This is a genomic window from Pseudomonas sp. FP2338, assembly GCF_030687515.1.
Classification (GTDB): Bacteria; Pseudomonadota; Gammaproteobacteria; order Pseudomonadales; family Pseudomonadaceae; genus Aquipseudomonas; species Aquipseudomonas salomonii.
In genome coordinates this window covers 3,599,094-3,624,432 of the sequence record NZ_CP117436.1, presented here as the reverse complement: position 1 = coordinate 3,624,432, position 25,339 = coordinate 3,599,094, and the positions used below count along the sequence as shown (strand labels likewise).

Genomic DNA, 25,339 nt, shown 5'->3' with positions numbered 1-25,339 from the left:
CCGGCTGGCAATCAAGCGCGCATGACCCCGCAGTCGCGTGCCGAGGCCGAGCAACTGTTCCGCCAGCATCTCAAGGAAATGCCTTTGCATGAACTGCGCAAGGCTCAACAGCTGAGCCAGGAAAGCCTGGCCAAAGCGTTGAATATCAACCAGGCGGCGGTTTCCAAGATGGAGCGGCGTACCGACATGTACATCAGCACGCTGCGGGACTATATCCGGGCGATGGGCGGCGAGCTGGAGATCATCGCGACCTTCCCGGATGGCCAGGTCAAGATCGACAACTTCGCTCACTAAGATCAGCCCGGTGAACAGTCGGTCTGCGATACAGCCCGACTGCCAGGCCGATGATAATCACGCCGATAAAAACCAGATTGGCGGTGCCAACGCGCTCGCCCAGTATCAACATCGAACTGGCAATCCCGAACACCGGAATCAGCAGCGACAGCGGCGCTACCGTGGAAACCGGGTACGCCTTGAGCAATGAATTCCAGCCCCAGTAGGCAAAATGCGTGGCCAGGTACACCTGAAACAGCAGCGACCACACGGCCGTGAGGTCGAGGTTGGCGGGCAAGCTTACAAACGCCGCGTCGCCGTGTACCCACCAGGCCATCAGGAACAACGGTATTGGCGGAAACAGGCTGGCCCACACCATGAAGGAAAAGATTTCTTTGACCCCGGACGTCTTGATGATGACGTTGCCGATGCTCCACGCCAGTGCGCTGAACACAATCATCAGCACGCCGAGCACGGCGTGTTCGCCTTGCTGGTTGGCGATGATCCCGGCTAATCCAATCAAGGCCAAAAAAGCCCCGGCCCACTGCGCGCCGCGAATTTTCTCCTTGAACAACACACAGCCCCAACCCAGGGTGAAAAACACGCTGAGCTGGATGAGCAAGGAGGCAATCCCCGGGCTCACCCCAAGCTGGATGCCATAGTTGATCACCCCCCACATACCCAGCCCGAAGATCACGCCATAGGCCGCCACATAACCGAATGGCACGGCGGGTCGCTTGATAAAGAACACCAAGGGCAAGGCGGCGAGAGCAAAGCGCAGGCCGGTGAGTACAAACGGGTCGATGGCCCGCAGGCCCAGTTTGGTGATGGGAAAATTCAGCCCCCAGGCCAGCGTGACCAACAGGGCAAGTGCCAGGTGTTTCTTGTGCATGGACGTTCCTTCGAACCGGTAGCTTCAAAGGGGTGGATGCTAGAGAGCGGGCTGATGGCCCGCTTGCTATGTCAGGTCATACTTTGACAAGATCGGGCCATGATTCCGACCTTTGACGACAACGACCCCGAAGCGCTGGTGACCCTGCGTGAATACCCGTCCGGCAGCGTGTTTGCCAGGCATACGCACCCGCGCGGCCAGTTTGCCTATGCCTCCACCGGCGCGTTAAGAATGTTCACCGACCTGGGCAATTGGGTGGTGCCGCCGCAGCGGGCCGTCTGGGTGCCCGGTGGCATTGCCCATGAAATGCACATGCGCGGCGATGTGGTGATGCTCAATACCTACCTCGATGCGCAAGCGGCCGAGCGCGCAGGGTTGCAGGGGCACTGCCAGGTGTTCGAGGTATCGCCGTTGCTCAGGCATCTTTTGGAAGCGGCGTTGACGTGCGGGGCATCGGCAACGTCCGAGGTGCGGCGGCACTGCGTATTGACGCTGTTGATCGACGAAATCGGTACGCTGCCGGCCTTGCCCCTGAGTGCACCGTTGCCCTCCGAACCGCGCTTGGCACGGGCTTGCCAGCGCTTTCTGGACGCGCCTGCGCAAACCGTGTCTCTCGATCAAATGGCGGATTGGTCGAGCATGAGTCGGCGGACCTTTACCCGTCATTTCCAGGACAGCACCGGCATGACCTTCGTGGCCTGGCGCCAGCAAGTCTGCCTGCTGGAGGCGACTGCGCAGCTCAGCCATGGCGCCTCGATCACCGAGGTCGCGTTCGCATTGGGCTTCAGCAGCCCCAGCGCCTTCACCGCGGTGTTTCGCCGGCACCTGGGCGATTCCCCGGCGCGCTACTTGGCGAAGTCCAAGGCCGTGTCGTTGTTCTGAAAAACTCACACGCTGGTCAGGATTCACCTTGCAGGCGGCCCTGCTTTGTTACTATCGCCGCCCACCGTCACCAGGAGTCACCGGCCCATGCAGCACCAGTGGGATGAAATGCACCGCACCCGCAAGACCACGTTCCTGTTGTGCGGCGAGCCTCAAGGGGATGTGCTCAATCTCTATGTTCACGGTTACTCGGCCTTCTTCAACCGCCAGCAACTGGGCAACTTCACGCAACAACTGGCAAGCATCGAAGGCTCGACCAACCTGATGCTGTTCTGGCCGGCGGGGCATTTTCTGGAAAACCTGTTTGCACCGGTCAAGGATGTGATCACCGCGCTGCTGGGCGGTGGCGGCCTGGGCGCGGCAACCGTGGGTGTGGGCCGTGCAATTGCCTACTTTCTCGACCATTACAAAAGTGTCGAGGCGCGTGTCGATGAAGTGGCCAAGACGTTATTGCCAGAGCTTGCCCATTACCTGCACGGCGAAGCGCTGCCCGTGCGGCGCATCAACCTGATCGGGCATTCCCTCGGCGCGCGTATCCTGGTCAAGAGCCTGCTGGCCAGCCCCGAGGTCGCCCGCCAGTTGCCGCTCAATAATGTGTTGCTGATGGGTGGCGCCATCAGTACGTCCAGCCCCTGGGATCAAGTGACGGCACCGCTCAAGGGCCGCGTGATCAACTGCTACTCCAGCAAGGACTGGGCGCTTGCCATCAAGCCGGACACCGAGCGCTGTATCGGCCGGTATGCGATCGACGTCACCCCCGCGCTCAAGGCCAAGGTCACCAACGTGCACCTGGCCACCTTCGACCACGCCGCCTACTGGCCGCAGCTGAAAACGGTGGTGCAGTACACCGACCTGCTGCAGGAACGGCGTGGCCTGATCCGCGCCGACCTGCGTAGCAGCGAAGTGCGTTTTGCCGAGGAGGACGTAGAACTGTTTCCGGCCTTGGTGCAGGCACGCCCGGAGGAGCTTAAGTTTCTGGCTGAGTTGATGGCACAAAAACGCAGTGCCTCGATCGACGCCGACGTGCGTGAACCGCTGAAACTGGCCATCGAACTGCAACGCATGGGCGGTGACAGCTTTATGAACCTCGCCCGTGGCCATGGCGTGAGTTATCGTCAGATCGCCGAAGATGTCGCACAGCGGCTGGGCATCAAGTTCGATGGGCCGCTTGAAACCGTGGTGCTGGCGGACATCGAGGCACAGGTCGCGGAAACACTCATTGAGCAGTACAAGGACAAACTCAGTCGCGCCGACCGCCAGGCCTTCGACGCTGAGCTGAAGGCGGCCGCGCAAAAAGAGCAGGGCCTGTTCAATCGCATTGATATCGGCCGTTCAGCCACCACCGCCCTGAGCGGCACGGCGTTGGCGGGGCTTACCGGGTTTATGCTGCGGCGCGGCGCGGCCACGGCGATTCCGGTGGTGGGCCAGGCGCTGGCGGCGGCGATGTTGCTGGTAACAGGCGTGCGTGCGTTTTCCGGCCCGGCCTATTCGATCACCACCCTGGCGGTATTGGTGATTGGCGTGATTCGCCAGCGCATGGAGCGCGAGGCGCTGAACCAGGAGATGGACCTGGTGGTGCAAGTCGTCGAAGCGTTCGACTTGCCCCGGGAAACGGTGATGCGCACGGTCGCGTCGGACTGATAAGCTGCGGCTCTGACTTGTGTGTTTGCCTGGGATACCGCGTGAAATTCAGCCTGCCGAAAATTGCCACTGCCCCGTTCTGCCCGCCGGAAGTGGCCGGCTCCGTTATCGTCGACCCCAAGGCCTCGTTTTTCAAACGGGCGCTGATGTTCGCCGGCCCCGGCCTGCTGATCTCCATCGGCTACATGGACCCCGGCAATTGGGCCACGGCCATCGAGGCCGGTTCACGTTATGGCTACAGCCTGTTATTCGTGGTGCTGCTGGCCAGCCTGGCCGGGATGGCGGTGCAATGCCTGTGTTCGCGCCTGGGCATCGCCACGGGCAAAGACCTCGCGCAACTGTGCCGGGAGCGCTACAGCAAACGCTCCGCGCGCACGCAGTGGGTGTTGGCGGAAATCTCCATTATCGCTACCGACCTTGCTGAAGTACTCGGCTGCGCTCTGGCCTTTCACTTGCTTCTAGGTGTGTCGCTGACCACCGGCATCGTCATTACTGCCTTCGACACACTATTGATCCTGGCCCTGCAAAACCGCGGTTTCCGGCGCCTGGAAGCGATCATGCTGGCGCTGGTGGCAACCATTGGCGTGTGTTTCTTTATTGAACTGGTGCTGATCAAACCTTACTGGCCGGACGTACTCAGTGGCTTTACTCCGTCACTGGCGGCCATCAGCGATGCTGCGCCGTTGTACCTGGCCATCGGCATTCTCGGCGCCACGGTGATGCCGCATAACCTCTACCTGCACACCTCCATTGTGCAGACCCGCCTGATTGGTAAGGACCTCGCCAGCAAGCAGGACGCGGTCAAGCTGGCGCGTATCGACACCATCGGTTCCCTGGCGCTGGCGTTGCTGGTTAACGCCGCGATCCTGGTGCTGGCCGCCGCCGCGTTCTACAAGACCGGCCACACCGAGGTGGTCGAAATCCAGGACGCCTATCACCTGCTCGACCCCTTGGTGGGTGGTGCCTTCGCCAGCATCCTGTTCGGCATCGCCTTGTTGGCTTCGGGGCAGAGCTCGACCTTTACCGGCACCATCGCCGGGCAAGTGATCATGGAGGGTTACCTCAACCTGCGCATCCCGTGCTGGCAGCGGCGCCTGATCACGCGCGGGCTGGCGCTGATCCCGGCGTTCCTGGGGGTGTGGCTGATGGGCGACGATGCCATCGGCAAACTGCTGATTCTGAGCCAGGTGGTGCTCAGCCTGCAGCTGCCTTTCGCGTTGTACCCGCTGATCCGCATGACTGACGACAAGCAACTGATGGGGCCATTCGTTAACCGCTTGCCCACGCGGTTACTGGCGTGGTTTCTGTTTGCGCTGATCAGTGGGGCGAATGCGTGGTTGATTGGGCAGTGGTTGTTTTGATCGAAGTTTCAGATCAAACCCTTCTGGAACGTATCTAGCATCTCGTCAGGCAATGGCGCATCTAAGTCGTCCGGGACAGTCAGTTTGCCTTTCATTAAGCCAATTCTTTGCCTCCGGTATTGCCCAGCCGTTATGAGCTGGGCAAGCGCACATCCGTTCTTGATGATAATGATTATTTGGCCGGTACTGGCCTGATGAGCCAGCTTGAAGAAGTGAGCTTTCGCTGGGTCTATTGGAACCGTTATGACGTAGCGCTGCGCATTCATGGCGTCTCTCCTGTGCGGAAGTAGCCTGAGTTTGGCGTAGCACACCGTGGCCGGAAATAGTGGCCCGAAAAATCAGAACGAGCCTACTTTTCCCACGAGGAATTTTTACCTTCCAAGGCTTATCCAGTGTGATGTAGAGGGCTCACCGATCCCAATACGGCACCGCTCCAAAACACTCCACAAAATAATCAATCACCGTGCGCACCTTCAGCGACAGCCGCCGGCTGCCTGGCCACAACGCCGCAATCTGTTGCGGTTCCAGGGTGGTGGCCACGTCGTATTCCGTGAGTACCGCCTGCAAAGTGCCGGCGCGCAAGCCTTCGCCGATCAGCCAGGACGGAAACACCACCAACCCCAGGCCTTGCTCCGCCGCGTGGGTGAGGGTGTCGGCGTGGTTGCCGGTGATGGGCCCTTTGACGCTGTACGGCGTCCAGTCGCCCTGGCCGCGACGGAAGAACCAGCGTTGCTGGCCGGTGATGCCTTTGTAGGCCAGGCATTGATGGTTGGCCAGTTCATCGGGATGACGCGGCGTGCCATATCGGGCCAGGTACGCCGGGCTGGCGGCGAGGCGAAAACGCTGGGGCGCGAAGATGCGTGCCTGCATGCTGGAGTCGTTAAGCACGCCGATGCGAAACAGCAGGTCGGTGCCGTCTTGCAACGGGTCGACGTAGGTGTCGGTTTGCTGGATATCCAGTTGCAGCTTGGGGTAGCGGCGGCACAATTCGCCCAGCCACGGTGACAGGTGACGCTGGCCAAACACCATCGGCGCATTGATGCGCACCAGCCCGCTGGGTTCGCTTTCCTGCTCCTGCAAGGCCTGGCCGGCGGCCTCCAACTGTTCCAGCATCAAGCGTGCGTGGCGCCCGAGCAGACGCCCGGCTTCGGTGGGGCTGACCGCTCGTGTGTGGCGGTAGAGCAATTGCTGGCCGAGCGCCTGTTCCATCAATTGGATTTGCCGCGAGATGGAGGAGGGCGCCAGCCCTTCACGGCGCGCCACTTCAGAAAAGCTGCCGTGATCCAGCACGGCTACAAACAGGCGCAATGCCTTGAAACTCAGTTCATTCAAACCCTGCATCGTGGCTCCGTGCTGTGCGCAATGCGCAAAGGTGTTATTTGCATGCTCCCATTTATCGCACAAGACGGCCACCGGATAATGCGCGCCATGTTTCCTTTCTTGACGCGCAGGTGATGTATGCAGGCAAGTTCCATCGAGGGCGTGGCGCAGGCCAGGCCGAAAAAAAACCTTTTGCGCTTGCTCTTGCTGCCGCTGGTGATTCTGGCGGGCATGGGCCTGTCGGTTGAGGCCGGCTTGCTCGGGCCATTGGGTGCACAGGTCGGGCATTTGTGGGCGACGTTGAGCATCTTTGGCGTCGGTACGGCGATTCTGTTTTTGCTGCTGTTGTTCAGCGGCCCGAAAAAAGGCCCGGCACTCACCGACCTGCCGCGCTGGCAGTTGATCGGCGGTTTTTTGGGGCCGATGTACGTGGTGGTGCTGACTTTGGCCACGCCGCATATCGGCATCGCCATGACCATGATCGCGATTCTGTCGGGCCAGGTCGGCAAGAGCGTGCTGATCGACCATTTCGGTTGGTTCGGCACCACGCGCAAACGGGTCAATGGCGAGCGCTGGATTGCCCTGGCGTTGATTGTGGCGGCACTTGTTCTGATTGCACGAGGTTAAGGCGATGAATCTGATTCTGTTATTACTACTGGTGATTGCCGCCGGTGCGGTGCTGAGTGTGCAAGCCGCGATCAACGGCCGCCTGGGCCAGACGGTAGGCGTGTTGCGCAGCAGTTTGCTGACCTTTGCGGTGGGCGCAATCACCACGGCACTGTTGATTTTCTTCTTCGAACCCGCACAGGCCGTGAGCTTGCTGGACGTGCCCAAGTGGCAGTTGACCGGCGCCCTGTTCGGCGTGGTGTACATGATGGTCATGGTCGGCGCGGTGCCCGTGGTGGGTACGGCGGTGGCCACGGTGGCGGTGATCGTCGGGCAATTGGGCATGGGCATGCTGATCGACAACTTCGGCTGGCTGGGCAACCCGGCCATCGAGCTGTCGGGCAGCCGTATCGTGGCGATGCTGCTGTTGGCGCTGGCGCTGGTGTTCATGTACCGCAGCAACAGCCGCCTGGCCGATTAACGGCGGTGAACCTTGAAACCTTGCCTGTAGTCACTGCTTAAGGTGCAGCGCCCGTTGCACCTGGACGACCATGCAAAAGGAGTCTGAACATGGCTGATGAAAACTGTGCGTGCCCACATTGCAATTGCTTACTGGGCACCCATGCGGTGATGAAAGACGGCAAGGGTTATTGCTGCCAAGGCTGCGCCGAGCACCATGCGCATGGCGAACCGTGTGACTCGTCGACCGGTTGCGAGTGCGCCAAGTCCGCAAAAGGCTAAAAATCCCCTCGGCTTATCGGGCAGCGGTCATTACCATGGCCGCTCACCCTTGATTGATGGGTTTTTCATGGCCCTGGCCGCGCCTCCCGACCTCACTGATCATGCTGTCCCCGTGCAACCGCTGGCGCGCACCTATCCGCGTGGGTTGTATGTGGAGCCCCATAGCCACGACTGGGGCCAGTTGCTCTACGCCATGAGCGGGGTGATGTGGGTTGAAACACCGCGCGAAGCGTTGGTCGTTCCGCCGCAACGCGCCGTGTGGCTGCCACCGGGTGTGGAACACGGCATTCGTGTGGTCTCGGACCTGCAGATGCGCAATATCTACCTGCGCCCGACGTTGGCGGCGACACTGGACAGCCAGGTGCAGGTGATTGAAGTCGGTGGGCTGCTGCGTGAACTGATCGTCACCCTGGTTGATCAAGGCGATAACGCTGATACAGCCTATTACGACGCCGTGGTCGGCCTGGCGTTGTTGGAGCTGCAACGCGCGCGCCGCTCGCAGATCCGCATTGCCATGCCGCTGGAGGCCGATCGTCGGTTGATCAATGCCTGCCAGGCGGTGATGGCGGCGCCGTCACTGGCAATCCCTTTTGAGCAACACGCCGAAGCGGCGGGCGCCAGCGTGCGCACCCTGGCGCGGTTGTTCCAGAACCACCTCGGCATGGGCTTTGCCGAATGGCGCCGTCAGGTGCAACTCGCCACGGCGGTGGCGGAGCTGATCCAAGGCCAGTCGGTGAGCGGCATTGCCCGCTCGTTGGGCTATTCGCCGAGCAGCTTCAGCGACATGTTCCGCCGTGAACTCGGTGTGGCGCCTTCGCAATACGTCGGTTGAGGCTTTGGCCGAAATCCTGAAGCACTTGGCCGATGCTTCGGGATTGGGCTCACTACACTGGGCGCATCAACCCACCCGGCGTAAACCCTATGAACTACCTCATTTCCCTCGCCATCGGCCTGTTTGTCGGCGTGATCTACGGCGCCCTGGACTTTCGCTCGCCCGCGCCGCCCGCCATTGCCCTTGTGGGGCTGATGGGCATGTTGCTCGGTGAAAAGCTCTGGCCCATGGGGCGTGAGCTGGTCAGCGGTTGGTTGTCCTGATTTTTTCTTTTATTTGGAGGGATGTTGGTTATGAAAGCACTGCAATTTTCCGCCACCGGCGACCTTGCCGCCCTGAGTGTTGTCGACGTCGCCAAACCGGTGCCGGCTGCGGGTGAAGTGTTGGTGCAGATCAAGGCTGCAGGCCTGAACCCCAGCGATGTTAAAAACGTGCTTGGGCGTTTTCCCTACACAACGTTGCCGCGTATTCCCGGCCGGGACTTTGCCGGTGTGGTGGTGGAAGGCCCGCAGGAGCTGGTTGGTCAGGCAGTGTGGGGCACCGGCCGTGACCTCGGTTTTTTTGCCGACGGCTCCCACGCCCAATACCTCACGGTGTCGGCGAAGGGCGTGGCGCATAAACCGACGCATCTGAGCTTTGCCCAGGCCGCCAGCCTCGGCGTGCCATACACCACCGCCTGGGATGCACTGGAGCGTAGCGGTGTTGGCAAAGGCACGCGGCTGCTGGTGATTGGCGCCAATGGTGCGGTAGGCAGCGCGGCGTTGGCGCTGGCGAAAATTCGCGGTGCGCAGGTGTTAGCGGCGGTGCGCAAGGCGGATCAGGTCGAGGCGTTGCAGACGCAGGGCTTCGACGCGATTGCCCTGGGCCAGCCGGACGCCTTGGGCGGGCAGGTGAGTGCGGTGTTCAAGGGCGGTGCCGATGTGATCTTCGACACCACCGGTTTCTGGCTGCCGGCGGCTGTCGCAGGGTTGGCCCCGTTCGGCCGCATCGCGATCATCGCCGCGCCGGCCGATGGGCATGTGCAACTGCCGGCCCTGGCGTTGTACCGCAAGGGCGGTTCGGTGGTGGGCATCAATTCGTTGCTCTACAACTGTGAGCAGTGCGCGGTGATGCTGGAGCAGTTTGGGCGGTTTTTTGATGAGGGTTCGCTGCCGTTGCCGACAGGGTTGCGTGAGGTGGCGTTGGCGGATGGAGTGCAGTGCTACGAGGAAGTGAACAAGGGCAGTGCGGACAAAATCATCCTCCTGCCTTAATGCGGTTAAAAAGTATGGGAGCTGGCTTGCCTGCGATGGCGGTCTGTCAGTCAGAGAGTTATTGACTGATCCACCGCTATCGCAGGCAAGCCAGCTCCCACATTTTGATCTTCACTGGGCTTGAGGGCTGTTCTCGATCGGACGTTTCCCACAAAGGTTTCAGGTTGTCGCTCGGAAGCGGGCTGACTAACCTCCCTGCCGTCGCTGCCAATTCAGCGGCCGGATTTGACCGTCCGACCTGTTAACGAATCGCTACGCCCTGTACCAACCTCAGGCGTTTTTTTTATGCCTGAGGTATTGTGTCGCGGCAGTTGTGCGCGGGATACCTTTGGGTATGCCGGGTTCGTTGACAACCGGTCGGTCAACCCGCGTACAGCTGCCACCTTATCCTTGCTTGACCGCGAGCGTTGGCAGCTTCACTTGTCGACGGAGCTCCACCATGATCAAAGACACCCCCAATCCCCCAGCCCATCAAGACTACGACACCAGCACCCTGCACGAAGTCGCCTACCGCGCGATCAACCACTATCTCAACCCCGGCAAACCCATTCCTGAATCCAACGAAGGCATCTTCACCGTGCGCGCAGACTTGGGTACGGAAACCTTACTGGTCAATGCTTCCCAGGATCTGGCTTCCATCAGTGATATGGCCAACCACCTGGCATTTGAAGTCGAGGGTTCGCAACGCAATGTCGCGCTGGGTATCTGCCGAATGCTGGAAGGTGTGCAGCTGCTGGTCGACAAGGCGCTGAATGTAGCCCACCCCGTGACTTAAAAGTGTGGGAGCTGGCTTGTCGGGTCGCCGCATCGCTGCGATGGCGGTCTGTCAGTCAGAGAATGATTGACTGAAACACCGCTATCGCAGCGATGCGGCGACCCGACAAGCCAGCTCCCACATTTTGATTTTTACTAGGCTTCTGGGACGCCTTTTTCCCACGCCGACCAGTTCTTCAGGATCGCCTGTACCAGCGGATTGCCCGTGCGGTACAGGTTCTCCAGCGCCGGTACAAACCCGCCCTGATCCGCATATTTCAGCAAGTTGTCCACCTCGCTGTAGCCCGGATACGGCCGGTCGAAATCAGACCCGGCGCGCACCACGGCCAAGCGCTGAATATCCACCAACCCTTCACGGCTGGCGCGCAGCAAGGCTTCATAGGTGGAGTTGTCTTCCTGCTGGGTGGTGCAATACTCGCCTTTGTTATCGGTGAGCAACTTGGTCCAGACTTCGGCGCGTTCGCTCAGGCGTGTGCCGGAGAACCAGGTGTTGCCTGCCAGTGTGTCGCAACGTGTGACTTGCGGCGGCTGGTTGGCCGGCGCGGCCGGGTAGTGTTTACGCCAGGCGCTGGATTCCTTGCTTTCGCTCAGCTCAACCTTTTGCGACAGGGCAAACGCCTTGGCCTGCAACTTGGGGTTCAGCTCGAATACTTCGGTCTTGTAGTCCAACGGAGGTTTTTCGTTGGGGCCTTTGGTGTTGATGCCGATGTAACCGGTTGGCCAATCTTTGGGCGCATCGCGCGAATCCAGCTCCCACTGAGTACCGAACTCCACCAGGTAATGCGCCCAGGCTGCGGTGCCGATGGTCCCGTGTTTAGGGCTGATGCCGGCGATCCCGGCAATCAGGAAGTAGCTCTGGCGCAGGTCAAACTTGGGCGACAACGCCAGGGCCAACGTGGACGCGGCGGCGTTGGTCTGGCCCATGCCGGTCACCAGCAGGCACACGTCCTGGGTGTTGCAGCGGATCACCGGGTATTCGGCCGACAGGCCTGGCACGCGGACCTCCTGCTTGAGTTCCAGGCGGTCGATCCAGGTTTGCGCCTCGGGGGCGAACATGGTGATCAGCATCACTTTGGGTTTGATCGGCGCCGCAGCATCCGCCAGCACCACGTGGGGCAAAAAGGCCAGGCCGATGGCCATCGAGAGACGGGTAAGCATGTTCATCTAAAGCTCCTTGATCAGAATTGGTAACCGACACCGGCGTAGTAGCCCCAGCCATCCGAGCGGGCGCGGAAGTTACCCTCGCCAAAATTCAGCTCGCTGCCATCCTCCCAGTTGCCGCCGTTGTGGAAGTAACGGCCGACCAGGGTGAAGCGCAAGTGAGTAAACGAGTACAGCAGCACGTTGGTCGCCACTAATGAGTTGGCGGTGCGCGCCGGGTTGTCCTTGTGCAAATCCGAGCCGAAATCGTAGTTGGTAAAGCCGATATAGGTCAGCGATGCGCCGTTATCGAAACTGCTGATGGGCACGATGTACTTCATTTGCGCACGGTAGCCGTCCCACGAATACTCATTGCTCGCGCCGTAGTTTTCCCACTGGTAGCGCCCATAGAAGTTGGCCGACAGGTTGACCCGCGAATGGGTGTCGATGTCGGTGCCCAGGCCGCTGTACAGGGTGTTGGCGCGGTTGGACTTGTTGCTGCCGTGGTCGTAGATCCAGTCAAAGGCTACATACCATTCCTTGAATGGGCCGATGGCCAAACTGCGGCCGGCCAGGTAGTCGATGGAGATACGCGGCTCATGCTCCATAAATACCGGCGAGCCATGGTCCCACGCGCCCTTGTCATTACTGTTACCGATGCCGAGGATTTTCGGCACGTCTATGTAGCCATACAACTCGAACGGGCCTTTGCGGCCGAAGTATTCATATTCCAGGTACACATCATCCTGCGGCTTGGGGCCGAAGCTGATGTCTTTGCTGCCGATCAGGGTCAGGTCCTGGTTGAACCAGTCCGACATATACACGCCTTTTTTTGTCGGGCTGGCTTCCGGGCTTTTGGTTTCAGGGCTGAGGGTTTCGCCCTGTGCTGAGTCATCCACGGGTTTTTGCTGCGCCAAAATGGGCGCGCTGAGTACTCCCGTAACGGCGGCCAGTAGCAAGGAAACACCAAAACAAGCGGGACGCCTTGAGGTGAGGTGCATTGAAAATCCCTATTCTTACGCGGTTTGAACCCGTTTCTGCGGGTAGTGATGAACCTGGTGGCCAAGTTCGTTCCGCAAACGTTTGCACGTGGCGTACCAACTTTGCTCAAAGGGTTGAGCAGTATGGAAAAAACAGGGATTAGTCGACCTTTTGGTCAAAATTGGCTGGGTGTCAATTTCTCGCTGCGGTTGAATAAATGCATCGCGGTTTCGCGCCGATACTCGCTCGGCGTCTGGTTCATTTCGATGCGAAAGTGCCGGTTGAAGTTGGACAGGTTGGCGTAGCCCACTTCAAAGCAGATGTCTGCCACCGACATGTCGCTTTGCAGCAACAGGCGGCAGGCGCGTTGCACGCGGAACTTGCGCATCAGGTCGATAAAACCGTGGCCGGTGTTGCGCTTGAAGAAGCGTGAGAAGCCCGGTTCGCTCATCTGCAGTTGCTGGGCGATGACCGACAGGCGCAAGTCGCCGGTCAGCTCGCGCATCAGGTAATCGAAGGCTTTGTTGATGCGCTCGGCGCTGCGCGCATCTAGGGTGGGCGCATAGCAGGGGCTGGCCAGCGCCTTTACCTGGGCTTGCGGTGCATTGTTAAGCGTGTCGAGCAGTTGCAGAAACAGGATCAACCGCTGCAGGCCATGGGCGTTGCCGATGGCTTCCATCAACCCGGCTGCCTGCACGGCGGTCTCGCCGGTGAATTCCAGGCCGCGTCGGGCCTGTTCGAACAGCGGCTGCAAGTCGCCGAGTTCCGGCAGGGTTTTGCGCAGGGCGAGCAGGGCGGCGCCGTCGAATTGCAGCACCACGTCGCGGCCATTCAGGTATTCGCCGGGGGCGAGGTCGCCGATCCAGTCGTGGGGCAGGTCCGGGCCGATCAGCGCCACATGCCCGGCGCTGAACGCACCGATATAGTCGCCCGCCACCAACTTGCCGCTGCCTTGGCGGATCAGGTGAATCTCAAATTCCGGATGGTGGTTCCAGCGCGCCAGATCATAGGGGTAGTCATGTTCGAACCAGCGAAAGCAGTGGTCCGGCTCGGGCAGGATCACTTCGAGTTCGGCGGGGCGGTGTTCGAACAATTGAGCGCGGCTGACGGGCATGGTGATGCCTCTTATGCGTTGGATAACGCCAAAATACGCGCACCGGCAATCAGTGCGCTACCCCCGGTTTCGCCTGGCACTGATACTTTTTTGACTTTCACGCCTGGGTTAAAAAAGTACCAGCCACGCATTCGTCATTCGTTTGTGAGGCCTTGACCAAGCTGCTGTAATCGCTGCTCAACAACAAAAACAACAGGTGGATACCGCCATGCTCAAGCTCCCACACGCGCTGTTCCTGCTGACTGGCCTGGCGCTGGCCATGCCCAGCTACGCCGCCGACACCGTGACCATCGCCACGGTCAACAACAGTGACATGATCCGCATGCAACGCCTGTCCAAGGTGTTCGAGCAGCAGCACCCGGGCATCAAGCTCAATTGGGTGGTGCTTGAAGAAAACGTGCTGCGCCAACGCCTCACTACGGATATCGCCACCCAGGGCGGGCAGTTCGACGTGCTGACCATCGGCACCTACGAGACGCCATTGTGGGGCGCCAAACACTGGCTGGAGCCACTGACCCAACTGCCGGCCGACTACGATGCCGAGGATATTTTCCCCTCCGTGCGCCAGGGCTTGTCGGTTAACGACACCCTGTATGCGCTGCCGTTTTATGGTGAAAGTACTGTCACCTACTACCGCACCGACCTGTTCAAGCAAGCCGGCCTGAGCATGCCCGCGCACCCGACCTGGACTCAGCTCGGTGAGTTCGCGGCCAAACTCACGGTAAAAGACAAAGACCAATATGGCATGTGCCTGCGTGGCAAAGCCGGTTGGGGCGAGAACATCGCCTTGCTGAGCACCATGGCCAACGCCTTTGGCGCCCGCTGGTTCGACCAACAGTGGACGCCGCAACTGACCAGCCCCGAGTGGACGGCCGCCGCCAACTATTACGTCAACACCCTGAAGAACTACGGCCCGCCGGGCGTCTCCAGCAACGGCTTCAACGAAACCCTGGCGCTGTTCAACAGTGGCAAGTGCGCAATCTGGGTGGATGCCAGCGTCGCCGGCTCGTTCACCACCGACAAAACCCAGAGCAAAGTGGCCGACAGTGTAGGGTTTGCCGCTGCACCGACCGAAGTCACCGACAAAGGCTCATCCTGGCTGTATGCCTGGTCTCTGGCCATCCCGGCCACGTCCAAGCATAAAGACGCCGCCAAGGCCTTTATTGCCTGGGCCACCTCCAAGGACTACATCCAGCTGGTCGCTGATAAAGAAGGCATCACCAACGTACCGCCGGGCACCCGCCAGTCCACCTACAGCGAGGCTTACCTGAAGGCCGCGCCGTTTGCCCAGGTGACGCTGGAGATGATGAAGCACGCTGACCCTGCGCACCCGTCAGCCCAACCGGTGCCATATGTGGGCATCCAGTACGTGACCATCCCGGAGTTCCAGGCCATCGGCACCTCGGTGGGCAAGTTGTTCTCGGCGGCGCTTACCGGCGGCATGACGGTCGACCAGGCGCTGCTTGCGGCTCAGTCCACTACCGAGCGCGAAATGAAACGCGCCGGTTACCCTAAGTAAACAGGACTTCTTTATGAACCGACTCGAAGGTAAAAGCGCGCTGATCACCGGATCGGCGCGCGGTATCGGCCGCGCCTTTGCCCAGGCCTATATCGCTGAAGGCGCAACGGTCGCCATTGCCGATATCAACCTGCAACGCGCCCAGGCCACAGCCGCCGAGCTGGGGCCACAGGCTTACGCGGTCGCGATGGATGTCACGGAGCAAGCCTCTATCGACGCCGCGATTACGGCCGTGGTGGCCCATGCCGGCAAGCTCGATATCCTGATCAACAATGCCGCATTGTTCGACTTGGCGCCCATCGTCGACATCACCCGCGACAGCTTTGAGCGGCTGTTCTCGATCAACGTCGCCGGCACGTTGTTCACCTTGCAGGCCGCGGCCCGCCAGATGATCAGCCAGGGCCACGGTGGCAAGATCATTAACATGGCCAGCCAGGCCGGGCGGCGCGGCGAGCCATTGGTGGCGGTGTATTGCGCGACCAAGGCGGCGGTGATCAGCCTTACGCAGTCGGCGGGTTTGAACCTGATCAAGCAGGGCATCAACGTCAACGCGATCGCACCGGGCGTGGTCGACGGCGAGCATTGGGATGGTGTGGATGCGCTGTTTGCCAGGCATGAAGGGCTGGCACCTGGCGAGAAGAAGCAACGGGTTGGCGCCGAGGTGCCGTTCGGGCGAATGGGCACGGCTGAGGATCTGACCGGCATGGCGATTTTTCTGGCTTCGAAAGACGCCGACTATGTGGTGGCACAGACCTACAATGTCGATGGCGGCAACTGGATGAACTAGATCCAGTGTGGGAGCTGGCTTGCCTGCGATGGCGGTCTAACAGGTGCAGTCTTGTTGCCTGACCCACCGCTTTCGCAGGCAAGCCAGCTCCCACCTTTGATCTTTGAGCTTCTTGGACGGCAACGCTGTGCTCAAAAAAGTAAACAAAGTGTTTGTGGAGGTAGCCGTACCTCATGTCTACTTTTACCCGCACCTCACAGGAGTGCCGCCATGACCCTTTTGAAAACCGCCATTGCCTCATTCGACGTCGACCCTCAAAAGAGCTTCACGCCGTTGTGCCCCAATGAACTGCCGGTGGCCGGCGGCGATCAAATCGGTGCCGAACTCAACTACATGGCCAGTCTTGCCGGTTATCGTGTCGGCAGCAAAGACGCCCATACCCCGCACGCCCCTTGGGTGGTCACGCAGCCCGGCGACATGTTGAAACCCACCGGCCTTGAGCATGCCGACCTCACCTGGCTCAGTCATTGTGTGCCGGGCACTGAAGGCTTCACCTTGCTCGACGAATTACCCACGCCGTATGACTACGACTACTTCATCTGGAAGGGCGTCGAACCCGACCTGCATCCTTATGGCGCCTGTTACCACGACCTGCACGACAAGCTGTCCACCGGGGTTATCGAGTACCTCAAGGCTCAGGGCGTGCGCCGTGTGATCGTGGGGGGCCTCGCCCTGGACTTCTGCGTCAAGACCACGGCCATGCAATTGCTCAGGGCTGGCCTGGAAGTGGTTCTGCACCTGCCGGCATGCCGAGGCATCAGCGAGGCGGGCGGTGCGGCGGCGGTAACGGACTTGCGTAATGCCGGTGCAGCGATCAGCCGTAGCCGCGAAGAACTCGCCGCGATGGCGACGCGTTAAGGCGCATAGCTATCACCCAATATGTGCTTTCCTGTGGGAGCCGATGATTCGCGGCTAGACCGGTAACGTTGCCCGCAAAAAAACGAGAAGCGTCCTACATCACTCATTGGGCGTTACTGATTACCCTCACGCTTTTGCACGAGCGGCCTTGACTGGCCGGGGAGCGCTGTCGCGTGAGGGAGTCAACTGCAAACCGTCTTGCCCGGTGCCTGCCTGAATTTCTGCTCATGGTCGTTGTAAGCCTGCTTTCAGGCGGGGCCGCTGGCTTCCTGGCGAGCACCACCTATTTGCGCCGCCTTGGCCCGGCGATGCAAACCGGATGTAGCGTTGCGCTGGTGCTGGGCTTGATGATTTTATCCGGCCTTGGCCATTGGATGCTGGCACGCGGGCGCGTTGCTTCCACTGGATGGCAGACGGGTTATTTTGTCCTCTGCTTGATAGTGGTGACCCCGACCATTCAATACCGGCCCCACGCGCTGGCTTATCTGTTGGGGGTTGCATTTCCACTGCTGGGAATACTTCTGTTAAACACTTACCGCTATCACGACATGCGACTGAAACTGGCGAACATTCGGCGCCAGTAGCTCCCGCGCAGTCGCGCGGGAGCACGCCACGCCTGCCCGTTAACGCTCGATCGAGCGGCTCCAACGCGCATTCCACTCCGGCCGCGCCTGGTTGACCTGGTCCCAATCAATCGAAATCGCTGTCTGCAAGTAGCCTTGCATGGCCTCCACCCGTGCGCGGGTTTTGTCGGTGGTCGGCGTGGTCGGGTTCGACGGGATCTGGTCACCTTCTTCCAGCGCCGGCGCCTGGGCTTGGGCGGTCAACAAGAAGGCCGCAAGTTTCTGCGCCAGTTCCGGCTGGTCATTACGCGCAATTACACACTCGGCCACGTTTAGCACCACTGCGCCTTCCTTGGGCTGGGCGTATTCCATCGGGATGCCGAGCAATTGCTGAGTGGTCACTTGAGTTGGGGTGAGCGGGAATATCGCCGCTTCGTCGGTCTGCACCATCTCGGAGATTTTCGCGGAGCTGGCGATGTATTCCAGCACGTTGGGGCCGATAGTTTTTGGCCAGGCCTTGAAGCCCGGCTCCACGTTGGTTTCGGAGCCGCCCTGGATGCGGTTGAACATCAAGAAGCCGTGCAGGCCGAAGGTGGAGGAGGCCAGGGACTGGAACACCACTTTGTCTTTGAATCGCGGATCGGCCAGGTCCATCCATGAGGTGGGCGCCGCCCAGCCTTTTTCCTTGAACATCTTGGCGTTGTAGCCCAGGCCTGTGACGCCCAGGGTTACGGCGACCGCTTCTTCCTTGATTTTCGCCTTGGCCGGGATCTGGTCCAGGGTCGGGTTGGGTGTGAGCTTGTCGCACAGGCCCATGGAAATGGCGCGGTACATGATGCCGTCGTCGAGGAACATCACGTGCATCTGCGGGTTGTCTTTGTTGGCCTGGACCTTGGCGAGGATGTCCGACGAGGTGCCGGGCACGATCACCACCTTGACGTTATTGGCTTTCTCGAACGCGGGCAGCACCTTGTCGGCGTACACCCGTTCCATGGTGCCGCCGTTCATGCCCAGGTACAGCGTCGGTGCGGCATGGGCGGTGGCGGTGAGCAAGGCGAAGGGCAAGCAGGACAGCGCGATACGTGGGTTCATGGGTGTTTTTCCTCTCAGGCTTGGAAACGACGAATGGAAAACGCTTCGATGGGTTGGCGGCTGGCGCCTGTGCAGACGATCTCTGCCAGGGCTTCACCGACGGCGGGGCCGAGCTGGAACCCGGCGCCGGCAAAGCCGAAACCGTGGAGCAGGCCAGGTTGGGTGCTGCTGGGGCCGATCACCGGTTCATGATCGGGTAAGTAACCTTCGGTGCCGCTCCAGGTACGAATCGCCTGGGCACCCTTGAGAAACGGGTAAAGCTCGCCGGCATTGCGCAGAATCTCCAATACCGCCGCTTGCCCAGGGCGCGCCGTCAGCGGGCCAAGGGCAAAACCACGGCCGCCGCCGAGGATGCAATTGCCACGGGCGACTTGGCGCGCATAAATCCCGCCGCCTTCAACGCCGGTGCTCACGTTCATCACCACCGGCAGCGGCTCGGTGACCAGCATCGCCGGGTGCGCCGAGGTGATCGGCACCGGCTCGCCAAATTGCGCGGCGAGCGTCCCGGCCCAGGCCCCCGCGCAGTTCAGCAACCACGGCGCTTGCAGGTGCAGGCCATTGGCGCAGCGCACCTGGAAGCACTGGCCGTCATGTTCGATCTGAGTCACTTCGGCCTGTTCGTGCACCGCCGCGCCAAGACGCTGCGCCGCACGGGCGAAAGCAGGCGACACCAAACGCGGGTTGGCATGCCCGTCTTCGGGGCACAGCGAAGCGCCCACCGCAATGTCGCCCACCCACGGGAAGCGTGCGCGCAACTCGGTGTAGTCCAGCAATTGCAAGCCCAGGCCAAACCCACGGGTCTGTTCGGCATAGGCTTGCAGCGCGGCGAAATCCCCATGGCTGCGCGCCAGTTTCAAATGCCCGGAGCGCACGTACTCGCCGTCGATGCCGATCAACCCCGGCAGGTCGGCCCACAGTTCATGAGCACGTTGTGAGAGTGGCAGTTGGTGCAAGGGGCGGCCTTGGCGGCGCACACCGCCGTAATTCACGCCGCTGGAGTGCGAGCCACAAAAGTCTCGCTCCACCAAGACCACACGCTGGCCTTTGTGCGCGAGCATCAAGGCCGCCGATGCGCCGACGATGCCGCCGCCCAACACGATCACATCGATCATGGCTGCACCTCCACACCAAACGGCAGCGGCTTGATCGGCGCCTGGCCGCGCAGGCGGCCAACGTCGTGTATGGCGCGACCGCTGCGCTCGGCCACAACCTCTGCTGCCGCCAGCCCACACATGCGGCCCTGGCAGCGGCCCATGCCGACCCGGCAATGGGCTTTGACCCGGTTGATTTCCCAGTGGCCTTCATCGACGACGGCGCGCACGTCGCCGACGCTGACTTCTTCGCAGCGGCACAGGATTAACTCATCCGGCGCCTGTGCGGCCCATTGCTCAGGGAAAGGGAACGCGGTTTCCAGGCCATGGCGAAAGCGCTGGATACCCGCCAGTTGCTGCTCAAGCAGCGCTGGGCGAAGCGGATCGATGGCGACGCCTGAATCTTCCAGTACCGCCAACGCCGCACGTTCACCGGCCATCTGCGCAGCATCGGCGCCCATTATCCCGGCCCCGTCACCCGCCAGGTACACGCCGCTGACGCTGCTGCGCCCGGCACTGTCGCGTTGTGGCAGCCAGGCGCGGTTCAAAGGGTTCCAGGCAAACTCACAGCCGAGCAAATCCGCCAGTTGCGTCTCGCTGCGCAGCGCATGGGCGAACGCCACGGCATCGCATTCCAGCACCCGCTTGCCCCAGCGAATGCCACGCACCCGTTGCTCGCCGTCGATCTGCTGGAGCGTCGCACCCTGATGCACGGGAACCCCATGGGCGGTGAGCCAGGCACGGTAATAAATGCCTTTGGCCAGGGTCGCCGGTTGCCCCAGCAGCGCCGGCAAAGCACGGCACTGGGCGCTGAATGGCGCGCTGTCGAGCACCGCCACCACCTTGGCCCCGGCCTTGGCGTATTGGTAGGCGACCAGATACAGCAACGGCCCACTGCCACACAACGCTACGCGCTCACCAATGGCACAGCCCTGATATTTCAACGCGATTTGCGCAGCGCCAAGGCTGTAGACGCCGGGCAAGGTCCAGCCCGGCACCGGCAGAATGCGGTCGGTGGCGCCGGTGGCGACGATAATCCGGGCGAACTCCACGCTTTCGGCGTGGCCGTTATTCAACATGTCCAGGCGACCGTCCTCGGCATTCCACACCAGGGTTTCGGGCCGGTAGTCGATCAGTGGCGCCAACTCATCCAGTGTGCGGTGCATGGCCGTCGCCTTGCCCGCCTCAAAGCCATACAGTTGCTTGGGCGAGCGCCGAAAATTAGCCGGTTGGCGCCGGTAAATCTGCCCGCCGCCGCGCAGGCTTTCATCCACCAGGCAAGGCTTGACGCCATGGTCGAGCAAGGTGCGCGCCGCGCTGATGCCCGCCGGGCCTGCGCCAACAATCACGATCGGTTTCATGCCTGACGCCCCGGATCGCGGCTGATCGCCTGGCCCTCTTGCAGCAGCGTCGAGCAAGCCCGCACACGGCGCCCATCCTCCAGCCGCACCCAGCAGTCCTGGCACGCGCCCATCAGGCAGAAACCGGCGCGGGGTTCGGCGCTGAAATCGCTGCCGCGCAGGTGCTCGGCGCAGGTCAATATGGCGGTGAGCAACGTGTCGCCCAGCAAGCCGCTGGCCGGTTGACCATCAAGGGTGAAGGCCAGGGCAGGGCGGCGGGTTTCGGCCAAGCGTTTGAACAAGGCCATCAATGTTTCCCCACCAGTACGCGGTCCAGGCCATACACCCGGTCGAGCAGGATCATGGTGGCTGCGGTGAGTGCAATGACCAGCGCCGACACCGCCGCCATCATCGGGTCGATGGATTCGGTGGCGTACACATACATGCGCACCGGCAGGGTTTGCGTGGCCGGCGAGCTGACAAAAATAGACAGTGTCACTTCATCGAAACTGTTGATGAACGCCAGCAACCAGCCGCCGGCCACACCCGGCAGAATCATCGGTAAGGTGATTTGACGGAACAGCGTAAAACGCCCGGCCCCCAGCGATTCGGCGGCTTGCTCGGCACTGCGATCAATACCAATGGCCGCCGCCAACACCAGGCGCAGCACATACGGCGTAATGATCACCACATGCGCCAGCATCAGCCAGGTGAAGCTGCCATTGACGCCCATCAGCGCAAACAGACGCAGCATCGCCACGCCCAGCACCAGGTGCGGGATGATGATCGGCGACAGGAACAACGCGCTGAAAAAGTTGCGCCCCGGGAACTGATAGCGGCTGATCGCCAAGGCGGCGGGCACTGCAATCAGGGTCGCCAGGGTGGCGGCGGTAAACGCCAGGATCAGGCTGTTGTAGAACGCCCGGATAAAGTCGGCACGCTCGAACACTGCACGAAACCAGCGTAGCGAGAAGCCCGAGGTGGGCAGGCTCAGCGTGTTTTCCGGGGTGAAGGCCACCAGGCACACCACCACCAGCGGCGCCATCATGAACAGCACCACCAAACCATGGAAACCGAGGGCCAAAGGACCGTTTCTGGACATGCGCTTAAACCCCCAGGGACTTTTTGTAGCGGCCTTCGACCATGCGGTTCCAGCTCAGCATGATCAGCAAGTTGACCAACAGCAGCACCACCGCAATGGTCGCGCCCATGGGCCAGTTGAGTTCCGAGAGGTACTGGTCGTAGACCACGGTGGCGACCATTTTCAGGCGGCGCCCGCCGAGCAGGCCGGGGATCGCAAAGGAGCTGGCGGCCAGGCCGAACACGATCAAGGTGCCGGACAGCACGCCGGGCATCACTTGCGGCAACACGATCTTGCGCATCACCGTGGCCTGGCTTGCACCCAGCGACAGCGCCGCCTGTTCCGCCGACGGGTCGAGCTTTTGCAGCGAGGTCCACACCGGGATGATCATGAACGGCAGCATCACGTGCACCAGGGCGATCACCACCGCGAACGGCGTGTACAGCAGCTTCACCGGGCGCCCGCCGAGGAATTGGATGACCTGGTTGACCAACCCATCGGCACCCAGCAACAAGCTCCAGCCGAAGGCGCGCACCACCACCGAAATCAGCAGCGGCGTGAGGATCAAAATCAAAAAGATCGAGCGCCACGGCGTGTCCATGCGGCTGAGGATGTAGGCTTCCGGTACGCCGATCACTACACACAGCAGAGTCACCAGGGCGCTGATCCAGAAGGTGCGCCAGAAGATCTCGTAGAAGTACGCATCGCTGAACAGCGACAGGTAATGGGCGAAGGTCCACTCATCGGCCTTCACGCCCACCTGGTAGTCGAACACGTTGAACGACAGCACCAGGGTCATGAACAGCGGCAGGATCAGCAGGCCGGTAAACAGCAGCAGGGCCGGCAGCGACAACAGATAACCACGGCTCATGCGCGCACCTCATCGGCTGCCAGTACGCGCAGCAATTCGGCATGCCAGTCCAGGCCCACCGCCGCGCCGCGACCGAGCGGCGCGCTGCCGTCATTGCTGCGTACCACCGTGATTTCGCCCAGAGACGTTTGGACGCGGTAGAGCCATTGGCTGCCGAAGAAATAACGGTCGAGGACCTTGCCTTGCAGGCGGCCTGCACCTGCATCCAACAGCTGGATTTTTTCCGGGCGCAGGCTCAGTACCAGTGTGCCGTCGCCGCCGGTATGACGCACTTGGGGAGTGCCGAGTTCGTCGTAGTCACCGGCCAGCAGGTTGGCCTTGCCGACAAAGTCCGAGATAAACCGCGTACGTGGGTGTTCGTAGAGCTTGTAGGGCGCGTCGATCTGGGTCACGCGCCCGGCCTGCATCACCACCACGCGGTCGCTGATCGACAGGGCTTCGGCCTGATCGTGGGTGACCATCAAGGTGGTGATGCCCACGGCGCACTGAATACGGCGGATTTCAAACTGCATCTCTTCGCGCAGGTTGGCATCGAGGTTGGACAGCGGCTCATCCAGCAGCAGCACAGGCGGCTCGATCACCAGCGCACGCGCCAAGGCCACCCGTTGGCGCTGGCCGCCGGACAATTCACGCGGGTAGCGTTCGGCGTGTGGGGCCAGGCGCACCAGTTCCAACACGGTTTTGACTTTGCTGGCGATCTCGGCCGCCGGCACTTTGCGCATCTTCAAGCCGAAGGCGACGTTGTCGCGCACGCTCATGTGCGGGAACAGCGCGTAACTCTGGAACACCACGCCCAAGCCACGGCTGGCGGGTTTGGCGTGGGTGATGTCGCGGCCGTCGAGCAGGATCTGCCCGCCGCTCACGTCCACAAAGCCTGCGATCATTTGCAGGGTGGTGGTCTTGCCGCAGCCTGATGGGCCGAGCAGGGAAACGAACTCGCCCTTTTCCACCGCAAGGTCGGTGGCGACCACTGCGTCGACGGCGCCGTAGCGTTTGCTCAAGGCGTTGAGTTGGAGAAAAGCCATGTCTGCGTTCCACCTTTTTGAGTCGCGTCGAAACGCGCTTTTTTGTTTTGGGCAGATGCGAAAAGAGTGTTGCGGGTGCGTTGGCGCTCGATCTCAAGTCGGCTGCCGGTTGTTGTTCATTTCGCCCCTGTGGACGCAGATTAGGACGAAGACTAGGATGGGCGGAAGATGGAATTTCACTGAACGGACTATTATTTTCACATTTATTCATTCACCAGAATTTAAGCCGAGATTACCTGTTATGGATTCCATTGAGCGGAATGAAAACAGTAAGGAAGTTGGCGCGGGCAGCGTGTCTCGTCTGTTTGCGTTATTGCGCACGTTGGGCGAAGTGCCCGAAGGCGGCGAGCGCGTGACCCAGCTCGCGCAGCAAGTCGGCCTGTCGCAGCCCACGACGCACCGCTTGCTGCGCAGCCTGATGGACGAAGGCATGGTTGAGCAGGATGCGCGCAGCAAGCGCTACCGCCTGAGCCTGGAGTTCTTCGCCCTGGCGGCCAACGCCGGCAAGACCGGCAACCTGCGCGACCTGGTGCGCCCGAGCATGTTGCGCCTGAGTGCGTCATTGGGCGATTCGCTGTTTCTGCTGGCGCGCAGCGGCTTTGATGCGATCTGCCTGGACCGCAGCGAAGGGCCGTATCCGATTCGCACCTTCACTGGCGATATTGGCGGGCGTGTGGCGCTCGGCGTGGGGCAGGGCAGCCTGGCGATTCTGGCGTTCTTGCCGGAGGAAGAGCGTGAGACGGTGATCCGCTACAACCTGCCACGGCTCAAGGATTTTCACCTGTATGACGAAGTGCTGCTGCGCTCCGAGGTCGAGAATGTGCGGCGCCTGGGTTATGCGGCGCGCAATACCGGTGTGCTCGAAGGCATGGCCGGGTTGGCGGTGCCGATTCTGAATCGGGATGGGCATGCGGTGGCGGCGTTGAGTGTGGCGACCATCAGTGACCGCTTGGGGCCAAGCCGGTTGCCGACGGTGGTGGAGTTGCTCAAGCGCGAAGCGGCAGCGATCGGGCCACGGATCAATCCGTTTGATCCGACGTTGCGTCGGCCGTCGCAGACCTTTGGCGGCTAGCTCATTCAACCCAATGAAGATCCGCTTTTGTGTGGGAGCTGGCTTGCCTGCGATAGCGGTAAACCAGTCGCCGAAGATGCAAGCTGCCAATCGCAATCGCAGGCAAGCCAGCTTCCACAGGTTCAGGTTGCAGCTAACGCGACAAGTGTGTGGCCGCGGCGACGGTTTTACCGCATCGGCTTGCGGATTATTAAAATACAGTTAATATAATCCGGGTAAAACAAATAACG

At 61.2% G+C, this 25,339-nt stretch carries 29 protein-coding genes; 16 read left to right on the top strand and 13 right to left on the bottom strand.

The features are described 5' to 3' along the window. The first annotated feature begins 21 nt into the window (after window positions 1-21). A complete protein-coding gene (locus PSH96_RS16225; RefSeq protein WP_305453873.1) occupies window positions 22-294 on the top strand; it encodes an XRE family transcriptional regulator in 273 nt (90 codons plus the stop codon). Here the strand turns inward: PSH96_RS16225 and PSH96_RS16220 are convergent. Beyond that, on the bottom strand, window positions 269-1,165 hold the full coding sequence (locus PSH96_RS16220) for an EamA family transporter (RefSeq protein WP_305453872.1): 897 nt from the start codon (window positions 1,163-1,165) through the stop codon (window positions 269-271). The genes PSH96_RS16225 and PSH96_RS16220 overlap by 26 nt on opposite strands. A 99-nt stretch (window positions 1,166-1,264) precedes the next feature. On the opposite strand from PSH96_RS16220, the gene PSH96_RS16215 reads away from it, so the two are divergent. The 3 genes from PSH96_RS16215 to PSH96_RS16205 all read left to right on the top strand — a co-directional run bounded on the left by PSH96_RS16215 (window position 1,265) and on the right by PSH96_RS16205 (window position 5,049). Continuing rightward, on the top strand, window positions 1,265-2,047 hold the full coding sequence (locus tag PSH96_RS16215; RefSeq protein WP_305453870.1) for a helix-turn-helix domain-containing protein: 783 nt from the start codon (window positions 1,265-1,267) through the stop codon (window positions 2,045-2,047). 87 nt (window positions 2,048-2,134) lie between these two features. Next, window positions 2,135-3,688, top strand: coding sequence for a DUF726 domain-containing protein (locus tag PSH96_RS16210; protein WP_305453868.1), 1,554 nt, complete (start codon window positions 2,135-2,137; stop codon window positions 3,686-3,688). Window positions 3,689-3,729: 41 nt separating this feature from the next. Continuing rightward, window positions 3,730-5,049, top strand: a complete 1,320-nt coding sequence (locus PSH96_RS16205) for an Nramp family divalent metal transporter (protein ID WP_017139624.1) — start codon at window positions 3,730-3,732, stop codon at window positions 5,047-5,049. Between the two features lie 8 nt (window positions 5,050-5,057). Here the strand turns inward: PSH96_RS16205 and PSH96_RS16200 are convergent, their stop codons facing one another. Continuing rightward, window positions 5,058-5,315, bottom strand: coding sequence for a type II toxin-antitoxin system Phd/YefM family antitoxin (locus tag PSH96_RS16200; protein WP_305453866.1), 258 nt, complete (start codon window positions 5,313-5,315; stop codon window positions 5,058-5,060). A 142-nt stretch (window positions 5,316-5,457) separates the two neighbouring features. After that, complete coding sequence (locus PSH96_RS16195) at window positions 5,458-6,390, bottom strand: LysR family transcriptional regulator (protein WP_056859392.1); 933 nt, start codon at window positions 6,388-6,390, stop codon at window positions 5,458-5,460. A gap of 117 nt (window positions 6,391-6,507) precedes the next feature. Between PSH96_RS16195 and PSH96_RS16190 the strand changes: the two genes are divergently transcribed. From PSH96_RS16190 to PSH96_RS16160, 7 genes are all read left to right on the top strand, one after another. Beyond that, on the top strand, window positions 6,508-6,996 hold the full coding sequence (locus PSH96_RS16190; RefSeq protein WP_305453865.1) for a DMT family transporter: 489 nt from the start codon (window positions 6,508-6,510) through the stop codon (window positions 6,994-6,996). Window positions 6,997-7,000: 4 nt separating this feature from the next. Beyond that, window positions 7,001-7,456: a DMT family transporter gene (locus PSH96_RS16185; protein WP_305453864.1), complete on the top strand. Its 456-nt coding sequence runs from the start codon at window positions 7,001-7,003 to the stop codon at window positions 7,454-7,456. An 89-nt stretch (window positions 7,457-7,545) separates the two neighbouring features. Then, window positions 7,546-7,716, top strand: coding sequence for a metallothionein (locus PSH96_RS16180; RefSeq protein WP_305453863.1), 171 nt, complete (start codon window positions 7,546-7,548; stop codon window positions 7,714-7,716). A gap of 67 nt (window positions 7,717-7,783) precedes the next feature. Beyond that, window positions 7,784-8,548: a helix-turn-helix transcriptional regulator gene (locus tag PSH96_RS16175; protein WP_305460086.1), complete on the top strand. Its 765-nt coding sequence runs from the start codon at window positions 7,784-7,786 to the stop codon at window positions 8,546-8,548. Window positions 8,549-8,637: 89 nt separating this feature from the next. Then, on the top strand, window positions 8,638-8,811 hold the full coding sequence (locus PSH96_RS16170; RefSeq protein ID WP_074854484.1) for a DUF1427 family protein: 174 nt from the start codon (window positions 8,638-8,640) through the stop codon (window positions 8,809-8,811). 30 nt (window positions 8,812-8,841) lie between these two features. Beyond that, window positions 8,842-9,801 (top strand): zinc-binding alcohol dehydrogenase family protein, encoded by a 960-nt coding sequence (locus PSH96_RS16165; RefSeq protein ID WP_305453862.1) that lies wholly within the window; start codon window positions 8,842-8,844, stop codon window positions 9,799-9,801. A gap of 439 nt (window positions 9,802-10,240) precedes the next feature. Further along, the gene (locus PSH96_RS16160) at window positions 10,241-10,576 is read left to right on the top strand and encodes a DUF6124 family protein (protein ID WP_305453861.1); all 336 of its coding nucleotides are present in this window, start codon (window positions 10,241-10,243) and stop codon (window positions 10,574-10,576) included. A gap of 134 nt (window positions 10,577-10,710) precedes the next feature. On the opposite strand, the gene PSH96_RS16155 is transcribed toward PSH96_RS16160, so the two are convergent. The 3 genes from PSH96_RS16155 to PSH96_RS16145 all read right to left on the bottom strand — a co-directional run bounded on the left by PSH96_RS16155 (window position 10,711) and on the right by PSH96_RS16145 (window position 13,810). After that, the gene (locus PSH96_RS16155; protein WP_017139613.1) at window positions 10,711-11,739 is read right to left on the bottom strand and encodes a purine nucleoside permease; all 1,029 of its coding nucleotides are present in this window, start codon (window positions 11,737-11,739) and stop codon (window positions 10,711-10,713) included. A 14-nt stretch (window positions 11,740-11,753) separates the two neighbouring features. Then, window positions 11,754-12,716 (bottom strand): nucleoside-specific channel-forming protein Tsx, encoded by a 963-nt coding sequence (locus tag PSH96_RS16150; RefSeq protein ID WP_305453860.1) that lies wholly within the window; start codon window positions 12,714-12,716, stop codon window positions 11,754-11,756. 155 nt (window positions 12,717-12,871) lie between these two features. After that, on the bottom strand, window positions 12,872-13,810 hold the full coding sequence (locus PSH96_RS16145) for an AraC family transcriptional regulator (RefSeq protein ID WP_305453859.1): 939 nt from the start codon (window positions 13,808-13,810) through the stop codon (window positions 12,872-12,874). Between the two features lie 259 nt (window positions 13,811-14,069). On the opposite strand from PSH96_RS16145, the gene PSH96_RS16140 reads away from it, so the two are divergent. From PSH96_RS16140 to PSH96_RS16125, 4 genes are all read left to right on the top strand, one after another. After that, entirely contained in the window at window positions 14,070-15,329 is a 1,260-nt protein-coding gene (locus PSH96_RS16140; RefSeq protein WP_370694369.1) for a sugar ABC transporter substrate-binding protein, read from the top strand. A 13-nt stretch (window positions 15,330-15,342) separates the two neighbouring features. Further along, window positions 15,343-16,116, top strand: coding sequence for an L-iditol 2-dehydrogenase (locus tag PSH96_RS16135; RefSeq protein ID WP_305453856.1), 774 nt, complete (start codon window positions 15,343-15,345; stop codon window positions 16,114-16,116). 210 nt (window positions 16,117-16,326) lie between these two features. Next, window positions 16,327-16,974 carry a nicotinamidase gene (locus tag PSH96_RS16130; RefSeq protein WP_305453855.1) on the top strand — a complete coding sequence of 216 codons (648 nt, stop codon included), beginning with the start codon at window positions 16,327-16,329 and terminating at the stop codon, window positions 16,972-16,974. A gap of 227 nt (window positions 16,975-17,201) precedes the next feature. Next, window positions 17,202-17,558: a hypothetical protein gene (locus PSH96_RS16125; protein WP_305453854.1), complete on the top strand. Its 357-nt coding sequence runs from the start codon at window positions 17,202-17,204 to the stop codon at window positions 17,556-17,558. 39 nt (window positions 17,559-17,597) lie between these two features. On the opposite strand, the gene PSH96_RS16120 is transcribed toward PSH96_RS16125, so the two are convergent. From PSH96_RS16120 to PSH96_RS16090, 7 genes are read right to left on the bottom strand one after another with little or no spacing between them, the layout of a single operon-like run. Beyond that, window positions 17,598-18,629 carry an ABC transporter substrate-binding protein gene (locus PSH96_RS16120; RefSeq protein WP_305453853.1) on the bottom strand — a complete coding sequence of 344 codons (1,032 nt, stop codon included), beginning with the start codon at window positions 18,627-18,629 and terminating at the stop codon, window positions 17,598-17,600. Between the two features lie 14 nt (window positions 18,630-18,643). Further along, the gene (locus tag PSH96_RS16115; protein ID WP_305453852.1) at window positions 18,644-19,741 is read right to left on the bottom strand and encodes an FAD-binding oxidoreductase; all 1,098 of its coding nucleotides are present in this window, start codon (window positions 19,739-19,741) and stop codon (window positions 18,644-18,646) included. Further along, the gene (locus tag PSH96_RS16110) at window positions 19,738-21,081 is read right to left on the bottom strand and encodes an NAD(P)/FAD-dependent oxidoreductase (protein WP_305453850.1); all 1,344 of its coding nucleotides are present in this window, start codon (window positions 21,079-21,081) and stop codon (window positions 19,738-19,740) included. The genes PSH96_RS16115 and PSH96_RS16110 overlap by 4 nt, the downstream gene beginning before the upstream one ends. Beyond that, window positions 21,078-21,368 carry a (2Fe-2S)-binding protein gene (locus PSH96_RS16105; protein ID WP_305453849.1) on the bottom strand — a complete coding sequence of 97 codons (291 nt, stop codon included), beginning with the start codon at window positions 21,366-21,368 and terminating at the stop codon, window positions 21,078-21,080. The genes PSH96_RS16110 and PSH96_RS16105 overlap by 4 nt, the downstream gene beginning before the upstream one ends. Next, complete coding sequence (locus PSH96_RS16100; RefSeq protein WP_305453848.1) at window positions 21,368-22,162, bottom strand: ABC transporter permease; 795 nt, start codon at window positions 22,160-22,162, stop codon at window positions 21,368-21,370. Before PSH96_RS16100 ends, PSH96_RS16105 begins: the two co-directional genes overlap by 1 nt. Window positions 22,163-22,166: 4 nt before the next feature. Continuing rightward, window positions 22,167-23,012 (bottom strand): ABC transporter permease, encoded by an 846-nt coding sequence (locus PSH96_RS16095; RefSeq protein WP_305453847.1) that lies wholly within the window; start codon window positions 23,010-23,012, stop codon window positions 22,167-22,169. Next, complete coding sequence (locus tag PSH96_RS16090) at window positions 23,009-24,037, bottom strand: ABC transporter ATP-binding protein (RefSeq protein WP_305453846.1); 1,029 nt, start codon at window positions 24,035-24,037, stop codon at window positions 23,009-23,011. Before PSH96_RS16090 ends, PSH96_RS16095 begins: the two co-directional genes overlap by 4 nt. Window positions 24,038-24,278: 241 nt before the next feature. Here PSH96_RS16090 and PSH96_RS16085 point away from each other — a divergent pair, with 241 nt between their 5' ends. Beyond that, the gene (locus tag PSH96_RS16085; protein WP_305453845.1) at window positions 24,279-25,109 is read left to right on the top strand and encodes an IclR family transcriptional regulator; all 831 of its coding nucleotides are present in this window, start codon (window positions 24,279-24,281) and stop codon (window positions 25,107-25,109) included. The last annotated feature ends 230 nt before the right edge of the window (window positions 25,110-25,339 follow it).

Bases quoted from the DNA above. Each gene is read 5' to 3' on its own strand.
- PSH96_RS16105 (WP_305453849.1), bottom strand. From the start codon at position 21,368: ATGGCCTTGTTCAAACGCTTGGCCGAAACCCGCCGCCCTGCCCTGGCC.
- PSH96_RS16215 (WP_305453870.1), top strand. From the start codon at position 1,265: ATGATTCCGACCTTTGACGACAACGACCCCGAAGCGCTGGTGACCCTG.
- PSH96_RS16130 (WP_305453855.1), top strand. From the start codon at position 16,327: ATGACCCTTTTGAAAACCGCCATTGCCTCATTCGACGTCGACCCTCAA.
- PSH96_RS16150 (WP_305453860.1), bottom strand. From the start codon at position 12,716: ATGCACCTCACCTCAAGGCGTCCCGCTTGTTTTGGTGTTTCCTTGCTA.
- PSH96_RS16140 (WP_370694369.1), top strand. From the start codon at position 14,070: ATGCCCAGCTACGCCGCCGACACCGTGACCATCGCCACGGTCAACAAC.
- PSH96_RS16135 (WP_305453856.1), top strand. From the start codon at position 15,343: ATGAACCGACTCGAAGGTAAAAGCGCGCTGATCACCGGATCGGCGCGC.
- PSH96_RS16180 (WP_305453863.1), top strand. From the start codon at position 7,546: ATGGCTGATGAAAACTGTGCGTGCCCACATTGCAATTGCTTACTGGGC.
- PSH96_RS16085 (WP_305453845.1), top strand. From the start codon at position 24,279: ATGGATTCCATTGAGCGGAATGAAAACAGTAAGGAAGTTGGCGCGGGC.
- PSH96_RS16090 (WP_305453846.1), bottom strand. From the start codon at position 24,037: ATGGCTTTTCTCCAACTCAACGCCTTGAGCAAACGCTACGGCGCCGTC.
- PSH96_RS16145 (WP_305453859.1), bottom strand. From the start codon at position 13,810: ATGCCCGTCAGCCGCGCTCAATTGTTCGAACACCGCCCCGCCGAACTC.
- PSH96_RS16195 (WP_056859392.1), bottom strand. From the start codon at position 6,390: ATGCAGGGTTTGAATGAACTGAGTTTCAAGGCATTGCGCCTGTTTGTA.
- PSH96_RS16155 (WP_017139613.1), bottom strand. From the start codon at position 11,739: ATGAACATGCTTACCCGTCTCTCGATGGCCATCGGCCTGGCCTTTTTG.
- PSH96_RS16175 (WP_305460086.1), top strand. From the start codon at position 7,784: ATGGCCCTGGCCGCGCCTCCCGACCTCACTGATCATGCTGTCCCCGTG.
- PSH96_RS16115 (WP_305453852.1), bottom strand. From the start codon at position 19,741: ATGATCGATGTGATCGTGTTGGGCGGCGGCATCGTCGGCGCATCGGCG.
- PSH96_RS16165 (WP_305453862.1), top strand. From the start codon at position 8,842: ATGAAAGCACTGCAATTTTCCGCCACCGGCGACCTTGCCGCCCTGAGT.
- PSH96_RS16210 (WP_305453868.1), top strand. From the start codon at position 2,135: ATGCAGCACCAGTGGGATGAAATGCACCGCACCCGCAAGACCACGTTC.
- PSH96_RS16190 (WP_305453865.1), top strand. From the start codon at position 6,508: ATGCAGGCAAGTTCCATCGAGGGCGTGGCGCAGGCCAGGCCGAAAAAA.
- PSH96_RS16200 (WP_305453866.1), bottom strand. From the start codon at position 5,315: ATGAATGCGCAGCGCTACGTCATAACGGTTCCAATAGACCCAGCGAAA.
- PSH96_RS16185 (WP_305453864.1), top strand. From the start codon at position 7,001: ATGAATCTGATTCTGTTATTACTACTGGTGATTGCCGCCGGTGCGGTG.
- PSH96_RS16170 (WP_074854484.1), top strand. From the start codon at position 8,638: ATGAACTACCTCATTTCCCTCGCCATCGGCCTGTTTGTCGGCGTGATC.
- PSH96_RS16095 (WP_305453847.1), bottom strand. From the start codon at position 23,012: ATGAGCCGTGGTTATCTGTTGTCGCTGCCGGCCCTGCTGCTGTTTACC.
- PSH96_RS16125 (WP_305453854.1), top strand. From the start codon at position 17,202: ATGGTCGTTGTAAGCCTGCTTTCAGGCGGGGCCGCTGGCTTCCTGGCG.
- PSH96_RS16220 (WP_305453872.1), bottom strand. From the start codon at position 1,165: ATGCACAAGAAACACCTGGCACTTGCCCTGTTGGTCACGCTGGCCTGG.
- PSH96_RS16110 (WP_305453850.1), bottom strand. From the start codon at position 21,081: ATGAAACCGATCGTGATTGTTGGCGCAGGCCCGGCGGGCATCAGCGCG.
- PSH96_RS16100 (WP_305453848.1), bottom strand. From the start codon at position 22,162: ATGTCCAGAAACGGTCCTTTGGCCCTCGGTTTCCATGGTTTGGTGGTG.
- PSH96_RS16225 (WP_305453873.1), top strand. From the start codon at position 22: ATGACCCCGCAGTCGCGTGCCGAGGCCGAGCAACTGTTCCGCCAGCAT.
- PSH96_RS16160 (WP_305453861.1), top strand. From the start codon at position 10,241: ATGATCAAAGACACCCCCAATCCCCCAGCCCATCAAGACTACGACACC.
- PSH96_RS16120 (WP_305453853.1), bottom strand. From the start codon at position 18,629: ATGAACCCACGTATCGCGCTGTCCTGCTTGCCCTTCGCCTTGCTCACC.